The 17,951-nt window shown below is 72.0% G+C and carries 17 protein-coding genes; 4 read left to right on the top strand and 13 right to left on the bottom strand.

Features of this window, described 5'->3' with window-relative positions; genetic code table 11:
- Positions 1–28: 28 nt before the first annotated feature.
- From AMYBE_RS0132860 to AMYBE_RS0132850, 3 genes are read right to left on the bottom strand one after another with little or no spacing between them, the layout of a single operon-like run.
- Positions 29–1,861, bottom strand: a complete 1,833-nt coding sequence (locus AMYBE_RS0132860; protein WP_020663641.1) for a hypothetical protein — start codon at positions 1,859–1,861, stop codon at positions 29–31.
- A gap of 60 nt (positions 1,862–1,921) precedes the next feature.
- The gene (locus tag AMYBE_RS0132855; protein ID WP_020663640.1) at positions 1,922–3,142 is read right to left on the bottom strand and encodes an AAA family ATPase; all 1,221 of its coding nucleotides are present in this window, start codon (positions 3,140–3,142) and stop codon (positions 1,922–1,924) included.
- A gap of 54 nt (positions 3,143–3,196) precedes the next feature.
- On the bottom strand, positions 3,197–3,433 hold the full coding sequence (locus AMYBE_RS0132850) for a hypothetical protein (RefSeq protein WP_020663639.1): 237 nt from the start codon (positions 3,431–3,433) through the stop codon (positions 3,197–3,199).
- Positions 3,434–4,249: 816 nt separating this feature from the next.
- Here AMYBE_RS0132850 and AMYBE_RS0132845 point away from each other — a divergent pair.
- The 4 genes from AMYBE_RS0132845 (at position 4,250) to AMYBE_RS0132830 (ending at position 7,988) form a co-directional block, all read left to right on the top strand.
- Positions 4,250–5,383: a tyrosine-type recombinase/integrase gene (locus tag AMYBE_RS0132845; protein ID WP_020663638.1), complete on the top strand. Its 1,134-nt coding sequence runs from the start codon at positions 4,250–4,252 to the stop codon at positions 5,381–5,383.
- Positions 5,380–5,721 carry a helix-turn-helix domain-containing protein gene (locus AMYBE_RS0132840; RefSeq protein WP_020663637.1) on the top strand — a complete coding sequence of 114 codons (342 nt, stop codon included), beginning with the start codon at positions 5,380–5,382 and terminating at the stop codon, positions 5,719–5,721. Before AMYBE_RS0132845 ends, AMYBE_RS0132840 begins: the two co-directional genes overlap by 4 nt.
- Before the next feature lie 53 nt (positions 5,722–5,774).
- Positions 5,775–7,223, top strand: coding sequence for a hypothetical protein (locus AMYBE_RS0132835; protein WP_027928253.1), 1,449 nt, complete (start codon positions 5,775–5,777; stop codon positions 7,221–7,223).
- Between the two features lie 288 nt (positions 7,224–7,511).
- The gene (locus tag AMYBE_RS0132830) at positions 7,512–7,988 is read left to right on the top strand and encodes a winged helix-turn-helix transcriptional regulator (RefSeq protein ID WP_027928252.1); all 477 of its coding nucleotides are present in this window, start codon (positions 7,512–7,514) and stop codon (positions 7,986–7,988) included.
- Positions 7,989–8,058: 70 nt separating this feature from the next.
- Here AMYBE_RS0132830 and AMYBE_RS0132825 read toward each other — a convergent pair whose 3' ends face one another.
- The 10 genes from AMYBE_RS0132825 to AMYBE_RS0132780 all read right to left on the bottom strand — a co-directional run bounded on the left by AMYBE_RS0132825 (position 8,059) and on the right by AMYBE_RS0132780 (position 17,914).
- Complete coding sequence (locus AMYBE_RS0132825) at positions 8,059–11,223, bottom strand: BTAD domain-containing putative transcriptional regulator (protein ID WP_020663634.1); 3,165 nt, start codon at positions 11,221–11,223, stop codon at positions 8,059–8,061.
- A gap of 182 nt (positions 11,224–11,405) precedes the next feature.
- Positions 11,406–11,861, bottom strand: coding sequence for a hypothetical protein (locus tag AMYBE_RS42805; protein WP_020663633.1), 456 nt, complete (start codon positions 11,859–11,861; stop codon positions 11,406–11,408).
- Positions 11,862–11,914: 53 nt separating this feature from the next.
- The gene (locus tag AMYBE_RS0132815) at positions 11,915–12,304 is read right to left on the bottom strand and encodes a pilus assembly protein TadG-related protein (RefSeq protein WP_020663632.1); all 390 of its coding nucleotides are present in this window, start codon (positions 12,302–12,304) and stop codon (positions 11,915–11,917) included.
- A gap of 86 nt (positions 12,305–12,390) precedes the next feature.
- The gene (locus AMYBE_RS42800; protein ID WP_020663631.1) at positions 12,391–12,834 is read right to left on the bottom strand and encodes a TadE/TadG family type IV pilus assembly protein; all 444 of its coding nucleotides are present in this window, start codon (positions 12,832–12,834) and stop codon (positions 12,391–12,393) included.
- A gap of 120 nt (positions 12,835–12,954) precedes the next feature.
- Entirely contained in the window at positions 12,955–13,371 is a 417-nt protein-coding gene (locus AMYBE_RS0132805) for a TadE/TadG family type IV pilus assembly protein (protein WP_034289570.1), read from the bottom strand.
- Positions 13,372–13,457: 86 nt separating this feature from the next.
- Positions 13,458–13,652: a hypothetical protein gene (locus AMYBE_RS0132800; RefSeq protein ID WP_027928249.1), complete on the bottom strand. Its 195-nt coding sequence runs from the start codon at positions 13,650–13,652 to the stop codon at positions 13,458–13,460.
- 32 nt (positions 13,653–13,684) lie between these two features.
- Complete coding sequence (locus AMYBE_RS0132795) at positions 13,685–14,578, bottom strand: type II secretion system F family protein (RefSeq protein WP_020663628.1); 894 nt, start codon at positions 14,576–14,578, stop codon at positions 13,685–13,687.
- 5 nt (positions 14,579–14,583) lie between these two features.
- Entirely contained in the window at positions 14,584–15,522 is a 939-nt protein-coding gene (locus AMYBE_RS0132790; RefSeq protein ID WP_245573434.1) for a type II secretion system F family protein, read from the bottom strand.
- Positions 15,519–17,054, bottom strand: a complete 1,536-nt coding sequence (locus AMYBE_RS0132785) for a TadA family conjugal transfer-associated ATPase (RefSeq protein WP_020663626.1) — start codon at positions 17,052–17,054, stop codon at positions 15,519–15,521. Before AMYBE_RS0132785 ends, AMYBE_RS0132790 begins: the two co-directional genes overlap by 4 nt.
- Positions 17,051–17,914: a MinD/ParA family ATP-binding protein gene (locus tag AMYBE_RS0132780; protein ID WP_245573295.1), complete on the bottom strand. Its 864-nt coding sequence runs from the start codon at positions 17,912–17,914 to the stop codon at positions 17,051–17,053. The genes AMYBE_RS0132785 and AMYBE_RS0132780 overlap by 4 nt, the downstream gene beginning before the upstream one ends.
- Positions 17,915–17,951 lie beyond the last annotated feature (37 nt).

Here is a 17,951-nt window from a genome sequence, read left to right as displayed (position 1 = left end):
GGTGGGACCGCCCCGACCGGGGCGGGGTTCAGTGGGTGGCGGCGCGCAGGGCGGTGGTGGCGGCGCGTCCGATGGCGCGGGCGGCGGTGGTGGGGTCGGTCAACCGGTGCACGGTCGCCCCGTCCAGCGGGGTGTCGGTGTCGCGGGTGGTCAGCCACAGCACCGCGCATCCGTTGGCGCGCAACCGGTTGAGCTTGCGCTGTCCGTCCGCGCGGGGGGTGGGGCGGTAGCGGCCGTCGGACACGATCACCAGCAGCCGCGCCGCGCCGGGGGTGGACAACCCGAGGGCACCGTCGAGGGCGTCGATCGCGGTGGGGATGTCTTCCCAGTTGTCGTTGGAGGCGAACTCGGTGACGGCGGCGGGGGCGGTGCCGGGCAGGGTGAGCGGGCGCACCCGGTTGCCGAAGATCACGGTCGCGGTCTGCGCGGGGACCGTGGTGTGGCGGGCGGCGTTGGCCAGAATCCATGCCGCCGAGGCGACGTGCTCGGACGCCCAGCGCATCGTGCCGGACACGTCGCACGCGATCGCAAGCCGTAGCGGCGGGGTGGGCACACGGGTGCGGGTGGTGCGGGTGAACGGTTCGGCGGTGGGGGTCGCGCCTGCGGCGCGTTGCGCGTCGGCGACCAGCGCGCCGCGCATCCGCAAGCGTCCGGGCGGGACGATCGAGGTGGTCTTGACCGCCACCCGGTCCCGGACCCCGGCGGTGTCCATGGCGCGCGCCAGCACCCGCGCGGCGGTGCGCTCGTCGGCGGTGGGCGGTCGGGTGCCCGTGCAGGCGGTACGCCCGTCACGCGAGCCGGGCGTGACCCCGAACACCGACCGCGCGGCCTGTTCGGCGATCTTCCGCTTGGCGTTCTCCCGTGCCTGCGCGGCGGCGGCCTGCGCGGCGGGGTCCTCGGGTGCCTTCTCACGCGCCACTTTCGCGGCCACGTTGTCGAGCACGGCTTCGATCGCGCCCGCCAACGGTGACGGTGACGGGGTGCCGCCCGACGTCCCGCCGGACGGCGACGGGGCACCGGAACCGTTGGGGGTGCCGGATGCGTTGCCGCTGCCGGACGGGTCGGGGGTGGCGTTCGGGTCGGGGGTGCCCGCCGCGCCGGGGTCGGGGGTGTTCGGGTCGGTGCCCACGATCTCGCACCACTGCCGCCCGAGCTCGAGCATCGTGTCGCCGTCGTGGTCGGCGGTGCGCAACGCCTTCCGCCACACCGCGCGCAGCTTGCCCAGTGTCTGCGTGCCGAGCACGTCTTCGATGACACGGGCGACCGGGGCGACCTCGGCGCGGGTGAGGATGCCGCCGTCGACCCGCCCCAGCAGCAGGGCGGCGGTGTGCGCGGCGTCCGGTGCGGTCATTTTCGGGGCGGTCGCGGGGTCGGCGAACAGGTGCAGGTCGGCGGCGACGATGTCCCGCGCGCACGCCCGCAACCAGTGCCGGTCATCCGGGCGGCGACGCACCTGCGCGGCTTCCATCCGGGGCTCTTCCAGCAGCATGGCGGCGGCGACCACACCGGGCGGGGCGTCGCGCGGGGGTTCCCAGGTGGTGTGTTTGGCGTGCCCGCATTCGTGGGTCAACGCGCCCCAGGTGGGGGCGTAGCGGGTGCGGTCGCTGATGTTGGCGGGGGTGACGGTGGCGGGGTCGACACCGAGGTGGTTGCCGTCGACCTCGATCAGCGCGCGGGCGGGGTAGAAACACGCCGGGGCACCCCCGCCCGCACCGGGCGCGATGGACACCAGCAGGTCCTCCCGGTCCGCGATGACACCGACCTCGTCGGCCAGCGCGGCGGACAGGGTGAGCCATTCGGGGCGGGCGGGGAACACGGCGGCACCGGTGGCGGTGGGGTCGGCGGTCAGGTGGGTGCTCATGGCGTCGGGTGTCCTTCCAGGGTCGGTGGGGCGGTTTCCGTTGGCGTGTGGGTATTCCGGCTAGATGCGGGAACCGAGGGACAGCGGGGCGACGGTGCCGCCGAACACGTCGCGCACCACGGCGGCGACGGTGGCGCGGTCGTCTTCCGGGGCGGTGCCCACCAGGTTCCCGGCGGCAGCGGTCGCGCCCAACACGTCGGCGATCTTCTGGAACGCCAACAGTTCCCGCAGCTGGGGTGCCCACCCGACCTCGCCGTTGGCCTGCCGGGTGGACAGGTTGCGGGCGACCTTCACCGCGCGGCGGTCAATGTTGAGTTGCGCGGCGAGGTCGTAGTCGGTGGACACGTGGATCTGCGCGGAAAACCGCGACGACAGGGCATCGGTGAGCACCGCGCCGTGCACGCCGGGGTTGTGTCCGGCCACCGTGTAGAAACCGGGCGCGGCGTCGACGACCTCGCCCGTGGCCTTGATGATGATCTGGCGGCGGCCGTCCATCGCGGGGTAGACCACGGCGAGGACGGTCGGCGGGATCAGCGTCGCGTCGTCGATGAACAGCGTCCGCCCCTCGCGCATCGCGCGGACCAGCGGACCGTGCACGAACAGGAACCGCCCCTCCGGGGTCTGGGTGTACTCGCCCACCAGGTCGGCGACCGTGGTGTCCCCGTCGCCCTGCACCGTGACCAGGTCGGGGAAGGCGGCCTCGACCACCGACGTCTTGCCGGTTCCGGGTGGCCCGTACATCAGGGCGGCGACCCCCGCCTCGCGCAGCTTGCGCAGCGCGGTCACGTCCGGCATCCCGGACAGTTGCCGGGGGTGGTACGCCATGCCGTTCGGGCGCATCACCGGACCGGTAACCGGTGCCGCTGAACCACTCGCCCCGGACGGTGCGGGCGCGGTGGTGGGCGTGGTGGCGGACGGGTCGGGCGCGGCGGGGGTCTTCCTCGGGCGGCGGGGGCGGGGCGTGCCGGACGGTGCGGGGGTGGCGGTCGGTGCGGCGGCGTTGGCGGTGGTCGCGGTCGCCCGGTAGGCCAGCGGCGTGGTCGCGGCGACCTCGGCCTCGCCCCGGTCGGCCAGCGCCTTGCACGCGTTGCCGACCGCGCCGGAGGACCGGTTCAGCGTGTGCGCGATGGTGCGGGGTGTCAGGTCCTTCCCGGCGTCGGCGAGCACCCGCGCGACCATCGCGCGCAGCTCACCGTTGCGCAGCCGGGGCACCGACCCGCCCGAGGTCGGGGCGGCGGGCGCGGTGGTGGTGGGTGCCGGGGGCGGGGTCGGCGTGGTCATCGCGGGCGGTTCCTTTCGATCAAGTGCGCGGGCGGGCGGCGGTGGGTCGGGTGGCTAGTCCTCGGCGATGTCGTCGTCGACGTCGTCGGTGTAGGCGGTCACGCCGTCGGCGTAGGCGGTGGTGTAGAAGGCGGCGACGGTGGCGAATCGCGGCGGCACGTCCGGCTCGGCGTGCGGGTCGCCGCCGTAGGCGTCGACGAAGGCGGCATGGGTCCAGCCGTGGTCGCGACCGATCTCGGTGGCCTCGTCCTGCAATTCCCGCACACGGTCGGCGGTATTCGTCGCGGTCACGGTGGGCTCCTTTCGCGGGACATAGCTCGCGCCGGGCGTGGTATTCGGTGTGGTTTCCGGTTCCCCCGGCGACAATTCAATTATGACTCTGCGCCGCGACCCGCGCAATAGAAATAGCCGCCCATTTTCAAGACTCTTTTCGCGCGGGCGCGCCGTCGCCATTTCCGGCGAATAGAAAGCCGTCCGTACGGTCACAATTCCCGCCACCCTCGCGCCGGTTTCCGCAGGCCGGCGACCCGGCCACGCGCCGGCCACCGCGGACGGGAAATAGCTGCGCCGACCACAGGGGAATAGTGTCAGTGAAGAACAAGGAATGAAATAAACAAATGAGGAAGGTGAGAGAAGGTGACGGCGAGACAGAAGAACAGGGTGACCACGGTCGAACGATGATGGGGTTGACCACGCAGCCCGCCCCGATGTGTCTACCGGCTTGTGGACAAGCGAGTCTGGGATACCAGCGGATCCCCCTACAGCCCCGGTGAGCAGCGGCTTCACCAGGCGCAGGGGGTGGCGCTCTAACCTGATCCCCCGTATGAACCCCAACATGATCCCCCGTATGAACCCCCAACGGAATTAGCAAGGATCGCATCTGATGCGATCCCGAGTCAGCTTGGAACCAGCTGACGGTGCTGTTGCCGGAAGATGGCTTCTACCTGTGTGGTAAGAGGTGTCTGACAGGCCGGTGGCGCTCGTGACGGCTCGACTGGACCGAGGGTCCGGTTGGCTACCTGTGTCGCCTTCTAGCTGCTGATTTGCGCGGTGGATCGCATTCGATGCGAAGATGTCGCATCTGATGCGAGCGGTGGACGGTGACTGGTGACCGAGGCAGAGCGGCCGACGGCGGGCGCGACAGCGCTGCAGCTGGTCGACGGCGTGGTGTTCCTGCGGCCGGAGGAACAGGTTTTCGAGGCGATGCTGACGGGCTGGGGGCGCCAACAGGCCGCACGGAACCTCGCTTCCTCGACTATCGCGAACCGGGACAAGCGAGTGCGTGGCTTCGTCGAGCACGTCAACGCCTTCCCCTGGCAGTGGAGCGCCGCGATGGTCGACGAATGGTGCGCCGACTTGCGCAGCATCAAAGGAGTGAGCCGCTCGAGCTTGCGGACCTACCAGCAGGCCCTGCGGCTGTTCTGTCACTACCTGACCGACCCCGCCTACGGATGGGCCGGCGAATGCGAGCGGCGCTTCGACACACACCCGGTGCAGGTGTGCCACGAGTGGAACACCGCGGTGCACCTGCAGGACAACGAGTCCGAGCCGGCGAAACGGGCGTTCACCCTGGATGAGATCCAAGCGTTCTTCGACTACGCCGACGACGCGGTGCTGCGCGTGCGCGACGCCGGCCGCAAAGGATGGCTGGCGGCGTTCCGCGACGCCACCATGTTCAAGGTCGCCTACGCCTTCGGCCTGCGCCGCACCGAGACGCGGATGCTGGACACCGCCGACCTCGCGACCAACCCGCACGCCCGGGAGTTCGGCGAGTACGGCGTGCTGCACGTGCGGTTTGGCAAGGCCAAACCCGGCAGCCCGCCCAAACGGCGCAGCGTGCTGACCGTGTGGGACTGGTCGGTGGAGGTGCTGGAGGAGTGGATCACCGAGATCCGGCCGCGCATGGCCCACGCGTCCAGTCCCGCGTTGTGGCCCTCGGAGCAGTCCAAGCGCATCAGCGGCGCGGCGCTCAACGCCCGCTTCGCCACCTACCGCGACGCGCTGGGCCTGGAGCCCGGCCTGGACTTCCACTCGCTGCGCCGCTCCTATGTCACCCACCTGATCGAGGCCGGCTGGGACCCGTTCTTCGTCCAGCAGCAGGTCGGTCACGAACACTCGTCCACCACCTCCATCTACACCTGCGTCTCCTCGGACTTCCGCACCCGCACCCTGCGGCGCAGCCTGGATGACACCCTTGCCTCGGCACTGAAATCGACCACCGACGGCGGGAGCACGCGATGAACGCGATGAAGCGGCGGGTCAGCTACGACTGGCGGCTGCGGGACCTGATGGCCGATCACGGCATGTTCTCCACCACCGAACTCGTCCCGCTGCTGCGCGATCGCGGAGTCGAGTTGTCGGTCTCGCAGGTCCATCGCCTGGTCACCGGCACTCCGGAACGGCTGTCGCTGACGGTGCTGGCCGCCTTGTGCGACATCTTCGAGTGCAGCCCAGCCGAGCTGATCCGCACCGAGGCCGCCAACCTCACCCGCCGCACCGCCACCGGCACGGCCGGCGCCGCCACACCGCCAGCTGCGGGAGCGCTACGGCCCACGCGCGCTCGCATCCGTCCACAGTGACTCCGCGAACCCGAGCGCAGTGCGGCGAGACGCCTCTCGCCGACAGCAAGTGCGTGCGCTGCGACCGCTACTCCCAGCCCGCTGTCCGTTGGGAGGGGCCGGTCTGTCGCCCCTGCATCAAACGCGCCACCCGCGACCGAGGCTGCTGCCCGCACTGCGGGAACCACCGGCTGCTGCCCGGCCGCGACGACACCGGCCACGCGATCTGCCGCGACTGCGCGGGCATCGCCCGCTCGTTCTTCTGCCGCCGCTGCCATCACGAGGGACTCCTGGTCAGTGACAAGCTCTGCGAACGCTGCACCCTCACCGACCGCCTCACCACGGTGCTCGACGACGGCACCGGCCAGCCCCGCGCGGAACTGCTGCCGCTGCTGGACAAGCTGCGCCTGACCGACACGCCACACAGCGGGCTGACCTGGCTGGACAAACCCGGCACCACCGACCTGCTCACCGCACTGGCTACCGGTGCCACGCCGATCAGCCACGACGCCCTGGCCGCCCATCCGGCCTGGCGCAAAGCCACCTACCTTCGTGAGCTGCTGATCGCCTGCGGCATCCTCCCGCCGATCGACAAACAGCTCATGCTCTTCCAACGCTGGCTCGACACCCAGCTCGACGCCGTCGCCGACGCCGAACACCGGGCTCTTCTGCAGCGCTTCGCCACCTGGAACGAACTGCGGCGCCTGCGCCGCAAGGCCGAGCAGGCACCGTTGAGCCCAGCGACCATCCGCGGCTCCCGCGAACGCGTCCGCCAAGCCGCCGCGCTGCTGAACTGGCTCGACATCAGCGGCCACACCCTCGCCACCTGCCCGCAACCCACGCTGGACACGTGGCTCGCGACCAACCCCCAGACCCGAAAGCCCGCCACCGCGTTCCTGCGCTGGGCCGGCCAAGCCACACTCATGCCCCGCCGTCGCCTCACCAGGGCGCCACTGCCCGCCGCCACCATCCAGCCCCGCCGACAGCAGCACGAACTGATCAACACACTGGTCACCAGCGACGACTGGCCACTGCGTGAACGCCTCATCGCGCTGCTGGCGCTGCTCTACGCCCAGCCGCTCAGCAGGATCACCCGCCTGCGACGCACCGACATCTCGATCATCGGCCCCGACGTCTTCATCCGGCTCGGCGACCCACCCGCTCCGCTGCCGCCACCACTGGACGACATGACCCGTCAACTCCTTGAGCACCGCAACACCTACCGGGGCCCCAACGCCAACACCGACTGGCTCTTCCCCGGAAAACGTCCCGATCAGCCCATCAACTCCAAGACACTCAACAACCGCTTCTCCACACTCGGGATACCGATCCAGCTGGGCCGAACCACCGGCTTGCGGGAACTGCTGCACACCACACCCAGCCCAGTGGTCGCCTCCATGCTCGGAATCCACCCCGGCACCACCGCGCGAATAGCGGCCGAGGAAGGCCTCACATGGAGCCGCTACGCCAGCCGTCGACCGGCCCAAAACGGGCATCACGACACCAGAATCCATGACAGTTGAAAACATGAGTTCACCAGTAAAGCGACTGTACGTGCAGATGATCTCCCTATTGACTACTCGCCGTGACATCTCGTCGTGGTTCGGGTTGAGTAGGAATACGGTGGGCCGCTTCCGCCGTTCGGCGTAACGTGGAGATCTCCATCACGACGGCGCGAGGAGGTCAGGATCGGCTTTGCGGTCGCGCTGAGCAGGCACGACCGCCCAGACGGCAGCCGCAGGGGGCGCGCTGCCGAAGGACACGACAGCAGGCGCGGCAAGGGGGCCGCCTCAGCGCACATGGGAGGCGCAATGAAAGAGGGGGACAAGGGATTCCTTCGGGGTTTGTACGACCTGAAGTATCTTTTCGGAGACAAGTGGGTACCGGCCATCCTGGTCACACTCTCGGACGGCCCCATGCAGCGAAAAGAAATTCTTTCCACGATCAGCTCGTATTCCATCGGTGAAGAATGGTCGGACAAACGTGCCGTCCTACATGATAGCTACCTGGCGCGCACATTGAAAAAGATGACCGAAGAAGGTCTTTTGACGCGCACACGGCACACAGAGACGTTTCCGGTCACGGTTACTTACTCGTTGAACCCGGAAGTCTTGACGTTCTTGACACTCGCCGAGACGTTGGTCGGATGGGTCGATGACCATCCGGAACTTATCGCGCAAGCCCAGGCGGCGTACAGTCGCCGGAATGGCGACGAGCCAGATTCGCTCACCGGAATTGACGAGCTGGACGACCTCGACATCGCCGACCACGAAGACGAAGACGAGTAGCCGTGACCGGCCGGGGGCAACCCGACCTATGGCGCGCTCGCCAGGCCCGCGCTCCGGCGGTGTCACCGCGTCAGCCGGCCGCGCTGCGACCACGGCCGGGCTGGGTGGCTGACGTGACGGGGTCGGCGGGGTCGGCCGGGTCGACGTTGTCGTGGCGCTGCCCCAGCCGGGTGGCCAGCCCCCGCGCCTGCGGGGTGGGCGCGGCGTTGACCTCGGCCAGCCGGGTTGTGAGCAACGTCAGCGTCCGCGGGATCGCATCCAGGCGCCCGAGCCGTTCCTGCAGGCGCATGATGTCGCGGTAGAGCAGCTCGTTGTGCGGGTCGAACGCGCGGGCGACCTCCAGCAGATCCAGCGTCTGCTGTGGATCGTGCTCGACCAGGGCGCGCGCCAGGGCGGCGACGGCGTCGATGGCGTCGCGGCGGATCGCCTCGCGCGCGGGCTCGATCCACTCGCAGGTCATGCCCTCGGCCAGCGCGCCGCCGTAGCTGTCGACCACCTCCCGGTAGGCATCCACGCGCGCGTGATCGGTGGAGGCGGCGCGGCGGGCGGCGACCGCCCGCGCGAAGCGCCAGTAGTCGACCCGGACGGTCGCCGGGTCGAGCCGGTAGCGGCCATTGTCGACCGAGACGATGTCGCTCACCGCGCCGTCGGTCGCGGTGGCCAGCGTGTGGCGCATCCGCGACAGCGCGGTGTGCAGGGCGTTGGTCGGCCGGGCCGGTGGGTCCTGGCCCCACAACGCCGCCACGAGCGTCTCGCGGGTGGCGCCGTCCGGATGCAGCGCCAGCAGCACCAGCAGTTCCTGGGTCCTCGGCTGCAACGCCCCGGTGATCTCCCGTCCCCGGCCCTCGGCGGGGGTGTCGGCGGCGGAGTGACCGGCGCCGGGTTCGGGGTTCCACAGCACCCGCAGGCCGCCCAGCACGGTGATGGTGATCAGGGCGGATGTCGTGTCCGGTGCGCCGTCCACCGCGGTGGCGGTGGTCGGGGGCGGGGTGTGCTCGCCGGCCGCGGCGGGTTGGCCGCCGACCTCGTGGACCTCGTCGTGGACATCAGCGTGGGCCTCATCGGCGCTCTCGTCGGCGCTGGTGTCGTGGTCGGCGACGCGCGGTGGGTCAGGCTGCTCACGTGGGGCGGCCGGTGGGCGCGGCCGGACACTGGGTGCTGATGCGCGGGCCGGGCCGAGGATCTCCAGCTCGGTATCCGGCCGGGCCGGTGGCGCGAGGGCGGCCGTGATCTCCAGGTCGACCTCGCCGGTGTCGGCGGGCTGGTCCGGCACGATGCGAGGACGCGGCACCGACGACACCGATGGCGCCGCCTCGTGGTCCCCATCTGGCGCGTCGGGGTCGGCGTCGTGCAGCAGGGTCAGCAGTTCGGCGGTGTCGTCGTCGCCGAGGCGGAACATCCGGGTTCCGCGCAGGGCCTCGCCCAGACCGGGGCCGGTGGCCGAGATCGTGCCGTCCTCGCGGACGTAGCAGGTGACGCCGGGTTGCCACTGGCCCAGCAGGATGCCCAGGACGCCGAACGGGGCGCCGTTGTCCAGGATCGCTTGCAGCCGCTGGTGCTGGCGCGGGGGCCGCGCCACCAGCACCAGCGGCGGCCACGATTCCGGCTCGGCGCCCTGCTGCCGGCTGGCCGCCGCGCGGACCAGGATCTCGGCCTCCAGCGCGTCCAGCGCGTCGTCCAGGTCGGCGACGACGCGTAGGGCGTCGGGCAGCTGCGCGCGGGCGGCTCCGCGGCCGAGCACCCCGGCCAGGTCATCGGCCGGGACAACGACGGTTGCCCCGGCCAGCGGTGATGTCGCCTTGTGGCCGGTGGCGGTGGTGAGCGCGGCGATCAGCAGCGCGCGCGCCGCCGCGGCGGCGCCGGCTCCGAGGAGGCCGAGGCCGCGGGCGCTCGCGAGGTCGATGGCGACCTCGCGGCCGTCCCGGACACCCAGCCCTGGAGCGAGGGCGGGTGGCCGGCCGGGACCGGTCTGGGGCGCGCCGACCACCACCGGTGGCGGCGGTGGCACGCGCCGCGGACGTCCGCCCTCGCCGACGTCCGTGTCGTCGGGGTAGTCGCCGGTGAAGTCGTTGTCGAGGTCGAACTCCGTGTCGTCCCGCTCGGCGCGCAGGTGCGCCAGGCGCAGCTGGTAGACCACCGGCGCCACCGGCAGCTCGTCGCGGTCGCCGCTGCCGGGCCGGTACCGGTAGTTGTGGCGGCGGCGCGCGATCAGCAGCGCGGCGCTGACCGCGGCGGCCAGGCCGAGCCCGACGAACAGGTCCGGTCCCCAGCTGAAACCTGGCTCCCGTGTCGCCGAGGGGGCCGTGTTCGTGCCGGTCGCGGCCGGTGGCACCTGCTGGGTAGACGGCGCCTGTGGCGTTGCGGTGGCGGGTGGGAGGCTGGTTGGTGGCGTGGTGGTGGCCGGGGGCGCTGTGGTGGTCGGCGCGGGAGACGTCGGCTGTGACGGAGGATTGTCTGGCGGCACCGTCGGCCCGGTCGCGTCAGCGGGCAGCGTGAGTTCCTCGCCGGGGTAAATCAGGTTGGGATTGGTGAAGGTGTGGCCGTAGGGCTGGGGTTTGCCCTTGTTGAGGTCGAAGATCTCCGGCCAGCGGGCGGCGTCGCCGAGGGTGCGCGCCGCGATCCGCGACAGCGAGTCGTGCACGCCGTCCTGCGGTGCGGCGACAACCACGGACTCCGGATGTGCGGGCGCGCCCACGGCGGTGGCGTGGCGGCCGGTGGTCTGGGTGGCGAAGACGGCGGTGCGCACGGTCACCTCGCCGGCGGGCGTGGGGTGCTGCCAGGCCGGGGCGGTCGCCACCACGTGCGCCCCGGTGCCGAGCGCGGTGGCGGGCGACGTGGCCGGGGCCGGGGCGGGTCGGTTGCCCAGCACGGACAGCAGGACCGCGCCGACCAGGACGCCCGCCAGGGCGTGCATCGGACCGGCGGCCGAGAAGTCCGGCAACCGGGCCGCGTCGAAACCGCTGCGGGCAATGTCCACCGTGCAGCGGGCCACGTCGAGGGTGAACGCGGCCCAGGTGATCCAGCAGGCGCAGGCCAGGAAGTCCAGCAGGAACATGGTGGTCATCGGCCCGAGCAGCACACCTTGGACATCGGCCCAGGTCGGGACGTGATGAGGCAGGGGCCAGCCGATGAAATGCCACAACGCCCACGGCAAGCCCGCCACGAGCGCGAGCAGCACCGTGGCGGCGATCAGTCCACGCAGGGCCCGGCCGACGAACCGCAGCGTGCCGGCCACGACCCGCCAGGCGCGGCGACCCGCGCTCGGTGGCCGTGCAGGATTCCGGCGAGAAGGGTGCGATGGTGCGCTCACAACGTGCTCGATTCCTTGGCAGTACAGGGTTTACGGCCCGATGGTCACCGCCGCGCGGGGCATCGGGTGCCGCTCGGGCCGGGGCTCTGGCCACGGGTGCAGGGAGGTCATGCCACCTCCGCCGCGACACGCGCGGGCGCATCCGCGGCGTCCGCGGCGTCCGCGGCGTCCGTGCGCGCTACGGCGGGCTCGGACCGCGTGGAGGTCTGGCCGGTCGCCGGTGTCCTCGCCGCGGCGGGACGTCGGCTCGGGTCGCTCTTCGCGGCAGAACCTCCGCCGGTGGGCCGCTTGCGTTTGGTGCGGGTCGTGGTCCGGGCCGTGAGCCACCGGGTGAGATCCGGGGCCGGCACGTCGGTGAACCGGGCGAGTTCGTCGATGTCGATGACGTCCTGGGCGGCAGCGAGGACATCGCCGAGTTCGCGCTCGATGTCGGCCAGTTGCTCGGCGATGGCGGCCCGGCGCGCCGCGAGTTCGCCGACCTGCGCTGCCGCGGCGGATCGCTGGGCGCTGCGGGCGGTGTCGGCCTGCTCGACACGACGCTGGATCTCTTCGGTCGTAGCCATACGGGTTTCCTTTCCTCTGACGTGCCGCACCAGATGCGGGCGGACGGGCGCGGTCATGGCTCGATGGTCACCACACCCCGCTGCGGATGGGCGCTGCCGGTGCCGTGCACGGTCAGGCTGGAGATCCCGACCAGGCCCAGCAGTTGCGTGCCCTGGGTGGCGGTGATGGTGACGGTCACGGTGTCCCCGGAGACGGTCACGCTCCCCGAGGCGCCCACAGTGGCGAGGTAGCCCTGCGCGTCGGCGACCGCCTGGGTGGGCACGAGTTGCAGGGTGCCGGTGCTGCGGTAGGCGGACAGGTCGATGGCCTGGGCGCCGGCGCGGGCGGCGGCCTGCGCCTGGCCGTTGGCCTTGACCTTGGCCGACAGCGCCAGGCCGCCGTCCAAGGTCAGCCCGGCCAGGGCGAGGATCCCGATGGTGAGCACCACGACGAACGCGGTCACCCGCCCCTCGTCAGCCCGCCACCATCGCCGCCACCGTCGCTTCGGCCGAGCCCACCAGCTCGGCCGAGCGTGACGTCCTGGGCGGTTCACGAACCGCCCCCGGCGGCGTTCACCGTGACCGAGCGCCAGGTGTCGACCGGCTCGATCGCGGTGGCGGACAAGCGTTTCTGGCCCGGCACGCCGAGGATCAGCGCGTCACCGAAGTCCACGGCGCAGGTGAGGGTCACGCTCACCGTCCCGCCCGGACGCATCCCGCCGACTGCGGTGTCCACCGACAAGGACGCGCAGGTCACCCCGGCCGCCGACAGCGCGCTGGCGGCGGTGGACTGCGCCGCTGTCGTCGCGGTGGCGGGGGTGCGTTCGATGCTCGCCGCGCGGGCGGCCTCGTGTGCGGCGTCGTCGATGCGCAGCCGCGCGTCCACGCCGCGGTGGATGACCACGGCCACGAACACCAGCAGCATGATCAGGAACGGGGTCACCAGGGTGACTTCCGCCGCCACGGAGCCCCGATCGGCGCGCCACCACGCCACCTGCCACCCCCGGTGGCGGCGTTCGGTCCGCAGCGGCCGTCCTGTGCCACCGGACGGGCGTGTGGCGGCCGTCCGGGCAGGGCGCGGGTTCGGGGTCGTCGGCGCGGTCGTCATGGCCGGTCACCCGCCGCTGGCCAGATCGGGCACGAACCGTTCGACCGGGCCGACCGCCTCGGCGTGCACCGGCAGGCTCAGGAACGGGATCACCGAGCTGGCGGTCCCGGAGATCCGGATGGACGCCGACGTCGCGGTGCGGTCGGCGTTGACGCTGGCGCCGGTCAACGGGCCGCGCGCGAGCTGGTCGAGCATCTGCTGCGCGCCAGCAGCGCCCGCGGCCGCGGTGCCGCCCTGGGCTCGCGCAGCGGCGAGCCCTTGGGAGGCGGCGGCTTGGGCGATGTGGGTGGCGTGGCTCCACAGCGCGAACTGCACGATCGCCAGCAGCATCAACAGGAGCAGCGGTGTCGCGATCACCAGTTCGGCGCTGACCGCGCCACGGTCACCGGACAGCCGCCGTCGGATAGGATCTCGCCAACCCACCCGCGCGTGCGCGGACCGCCATCGACCGCCGCTGGCAGCGACACCGCCCCGCAGCGGCCGGGGATTGTGCTTGCCGCGCACCACGATTACATGCCCAGGTTGATGCCGTTGGCTTTGGCGGTGACCTTCGCGATGATGATCGCGATGATCGCCAACGCGGCCACCACCAGCAGCGCCGTCACCAGGACCGTTTCCGTTGAGTACCCGGCTTCGGGTTCGCGCCGCAGCACCTCCCACCGCGCCTTGAGCGCCGTCCACAATGCCACCACGTACAGGTGCATCGCGTTCTCCTCCCTTTCCACGATCCCCGCGCTCACAAGCCGTTCAAGACTTGCGTGAGTGCGGGGTAGGCGATGAACGCCAAGAAGCCCAGGAACAGCGCCATCACCGGCAGCGACATGCGTTCGGTGGCGGCCTGCGCGGCGCCTTCGGCGTCGGTGATCTGGTGCGTGCGCAACGCGCCGGCCTTGGCCGCCAGCGAGGTGCGGACCTTGGCGCCTTCGGTGCCGGCCAGGCTGACTGAGGCGGCCAGTTCGGACAGCTCGGTGACGTCGAGTTCCTCGCCGAGTTGGCGCAGTGTGGCCCACGGGGTGGTGCGGGTCAGGCGCGCGGTGTCCAGGGCGCGGCGGATCTGCTCGAACGCCCAGCCTCGGCCGATGGCGACCGAGTCGTTCAGCGCGCTGTCCACCCCGGCGCCCCCGGCCAGGGTGATCCACACCAGGTCCAGGTACGCCGAGAGGGCGTGGCGGAACCCGGTGCGCAGCCTCGCCGCGTCGGAGCGCGCTTGCAGGTCGGGCAGGAGAAATCCGGCGGCGGCCAGCACGAGCCCGGCGATGATCGGGACCTCGACGCCCAGCGACAACCCGGCCAGGGCAAGCAGCAGTTGCAGCACCACGGGTGCGAGCAGCCCGGCGATCGCCAGCGTCGCCTTCTCCGCCAGGTGGGTCGCGACCGGGCGGCCGATGACGGCCAGATCGCGGGCCAATCGTTCGCCGGGCAGGCCGAGCGCGCGCAGCGGCGCGATGAACGGGCGGCCGAGCCGGGCGGCCCAGCCGGTGTCCTCGGTGGCCAGGATCGGCGGCGGCGCCGGTGGTGTCGTGCTGCGGGCCAGGACGGCGCCGAGGGCGGGGCGGGGCGGGAACAGCCATACGGCCAGCGCCCAGAGGCCGATGCCGAGCCCCGCTCCCAGAACGAGCGCGGTGATCATGGGTGTCACACCTGCCTTTCGGCGACCATCGGAGTCTGGTTCGCCGTGGTGTCCGCGGTCAGCGAGAGGAAGCGGTCTGGTTCGGTGACGGTGGCGATGCGCACCAGCCACGCGAACCCGAGTCCGAACAGGACTCCGATACCCAGCAGGACGACCTGTCCGCCCGCGGAGTCGTAGGCGGCCAGGTACGGCCGGTTGAGCAGCACCACGGCCACGGCGAAGCACAGCGTGGTGCCCACGATCACCCGCACGCTGGTTCGGGTCCGGGCGCGCCCGGCCTCAACCCGCATCCGCATCGAGGCTTGCTCGCGGGCGGCGTGCGCCAGCGAGCCGAGCAGGTCGCCGAGTTGACGGGCCTGCTGCTCGGCGGCCAGCACCAGCGCGGCGATCACCAGGTCGCCGGTCGGGTCGGCGAGTTGGTCGGCCAGGTGACGCAGGGAGGGCGCCAGCCGGTCGCCATTCTCGATGCGGCCAGCCAGCTCGGTGATCTCGCCGCGGATGGCCGGCGGCGCCAGCGGCGCGGTCGCGAGGATGGCCTGCTCCAATCCGGCGGCGGCCGAGAGCGTGTCCCTGAGCATTTCCGTCCAGGTCGCGATGGCCTCGATCCGGGCGACCCGGCGCGCGTGCTCGGGATCGCGGCCCAGCACGCGGGGCAACGCCCAGACCGCCAGCCCGGCCAGCACCGCGCCAACCACCCAACCGGTCGCCACCCCGGCCAGCACACCCACCGCGACGGCGAGACCGGTCCGCAGCGCCTGGCGCTGATCCTTCGGTGCGGAGGGGATGCGGCGAGACCGGGCGCGGCCGAACGGTCCGGACCGCCGGTTCCGGTCCACGCCGCGCCAGCCGATGATCACCAGCAGCAGGCCGACACCCACACCGACGCCGAGCAGGGCCGAGAGGCCGGTGGTGGCGCTGATCGTGATGTTCCCGCCTGCGATCATCGCGGCCACCAGCCGTCGGGCTCCTCCAGCACACCGGGGTCGAGCCCGGCGTCGACGAGGTCGTCGAGGGTGTCGGTGCGCAGCGCCCCGGCCACCGGACGGGCGCGCCGGTCCGCGCCAGGCCGGTAGACCTCGTTCGAGATGACCTGGGGGCCGTCGGCGCCGACGACCTCGCGGATCGAGGACACCACGCGGGTCGTGCGGTCCAGGCCGCGCGCGAGGTGCACCACGAAATGCACCGCCGAGGCGACCAGCAGGTTGGTGGCCTCCAAGGGAAGGCGTTCGGGGCCTTGGGCGGCGTAGGAGGCCAGCCGGGTGAAGGCGATCCGGGAGCTGCTCGCGTGGAGGGTGGCCATGGAGCCGTCGTTGCCCTGGGACATGGCGTTGCACATCGGGATGACCTCCGGGCCGCGGATCTCGCCGACGATCACGCGGTCCGGGCTCATGCGCAGGCCCCAGCGGACGAGTTCGGCCTGGGAGATCGCGCCCTCGCCTTCGACGTTCGGCTCGCGGGCCTGGAAGGCGGTCACGTCGGCGTGGATGTCCGGGTCGCGGTCCAGGCCGAGTTCGAAGGCGTCCTCGATGGTGACGATGCGTTCCATCGGGTCCATTTCGGACGCGAGTGCGCGCAGCAGGGTGGTTTTGCCCGCGCCGGTGCCACCGTCGATCACGATGTTCTTGCGGGCCTTGACCATCGCGCGCAGGAACTGCTCCAGACCGGGATCGATCGTGCCGCGGGCGCGCAGCTCCGGGAGGGTCACGGTGAGGTAGCCGTGCCGGCGGATCGACAGCGAGGTCACCCCGCCCGCCGTGACGCCCATCGCCGCGAACAACCGCTCCCCGCCGGGAAGTTGGAGGTTGACCGCCGGGGAGCCGTAGTCGAAGCGCCGTTCCTGACTGGACGCGCGAGCCGCCAACAGGCGCACCAGGTCCGTCAGCTCCTCGTTCGAGCCCGCGATCGGGGCGACCCGCGCGCGGCGGCCGTCGTTGTACTGCACGAACACCCGGTCGAAGCGGTTGGCGTTGATCGTCTCCACCGTCGGGTCGTCCAGCAGCGGCTGCAGGCCGGCCATGCCGAACAGTTCGTTGATGACCTCGGTGATCACCCGCTGCTCGACATCGCGGCCGACCAGCGAGCGGTCGGCCATCAGCTCGTTCTCGGAGTGCACGGCCACCGCGTCGTCCAGGATCGCCCGCGCCAGCTCGCGGCGGGCCTCCCTGGTGACCGGGGCGCCGGTGCGGCGCTGCTGGGCGTCCACCCGCTGCGGCAGCTCGGCGCCGAGGGTGTCGCGTAGGTGCTGGCGCAGCCGCCCGACAGCCTCGGTGTTCTGTGTCGCTTCCGGACCGCCCGGCGGTGACTGCGCGGCGCTGGGGTGGTGCGGCTGCCCGGCCGGTGCTGCCCAGCTGGGGTGACCGGACGCGCCGGGCGGTGGCCAGCCGCCGCCGGGTGGCTGCCCGTGCTGCTGGTGGGGGCGCAGGGGCACCGGCGGCGGATAGCCGTTGGATGGATGGCCGTTGGTCGGGTGGTTCATGACGCGTGCCCTCCGCGTGAGGTGTTCTCCTGGTTCGGCTGTGGGGGCGCCGGTGCGAGCCGCAGCCCCGTGGCCGAGACCGGGTTGGCGGGCACGCCGGGCACCGGGCGCAGGACCGGCACCGGCTGGCTCTCCACCGGCCCTTGCCGCGGCAGCGCGGCGGGTGGTTCCTGCTCGGCGAGCAGCACCTTCGCGACCTTGTGCGCGACCTGCCCCAACGCCGAATGCGCCGGCCCGCTGCGGCCCCATCGCAGCGAGCGGGGCCGCCCGCACAGCACGGCCGCCCCGTGCGGATCATCCGGAACCCGGCCCAGCGGCAGGACACCGAGTTCACGGGCGACCTCGGCCGGGGCATACCCGTCGCCGACCAGCAACATCGCCGGATGCGCGGTCCACCGGCCGATCGCCGGCAGCCGGCGGGCCAGGTGCGCGAGGTCGTCGGCGTGCGCACGGGTCAGCAAGACCATCGCGTCGGCCGAGCGCACGATCGGCATCGCCGGAGACCCGGCGTCGATCCGGCCGCAGTCCACGATCACCACCGTGTCCGGCAAGTTCGCGGCGGCCCGCAGCACGCCCGCCCCGGTGGTCGGGTCCGCCAGCGCGGACAGCACCGCCCGCGCGCGGTCGGCGTCCGGTGGCGCGGCCACCACCGGCAGGCCACCTGGCAGGGTTTGCGTGTGCTGCCACAACAGCGCCGGGTCATCGCTGCGCCGCGCGGCGACCGCCAGGCTCACCAGTCCCGGCGTCGACTCCAGCGAGAACCGCGTCCCGACGTCCCCGCCGGAGGGGTCGGCCTCCACCAGCAGCGCGCGCGAGGGCGAGGGCCAGCGCGCGGCCAGCGCGACCGAGAACGTGGTCACCCCAGGCGACCCTTTCACCGACAGCACCGCCACCAAC

This window comes from Amycolatopsis benzoatilytica AK 16/65 (genome assembly GCF_000383915.1).
GTDB lineage: Bacteria > Actinomycetota > Actinomycetes > Mycobacteriales > Pseudonocardiaceae > Amycolatopsis > Amycolatopsis benzoatilytica.
This window is presented reverse-complemented; position numbering and strand designations above follow the sequence as displayed.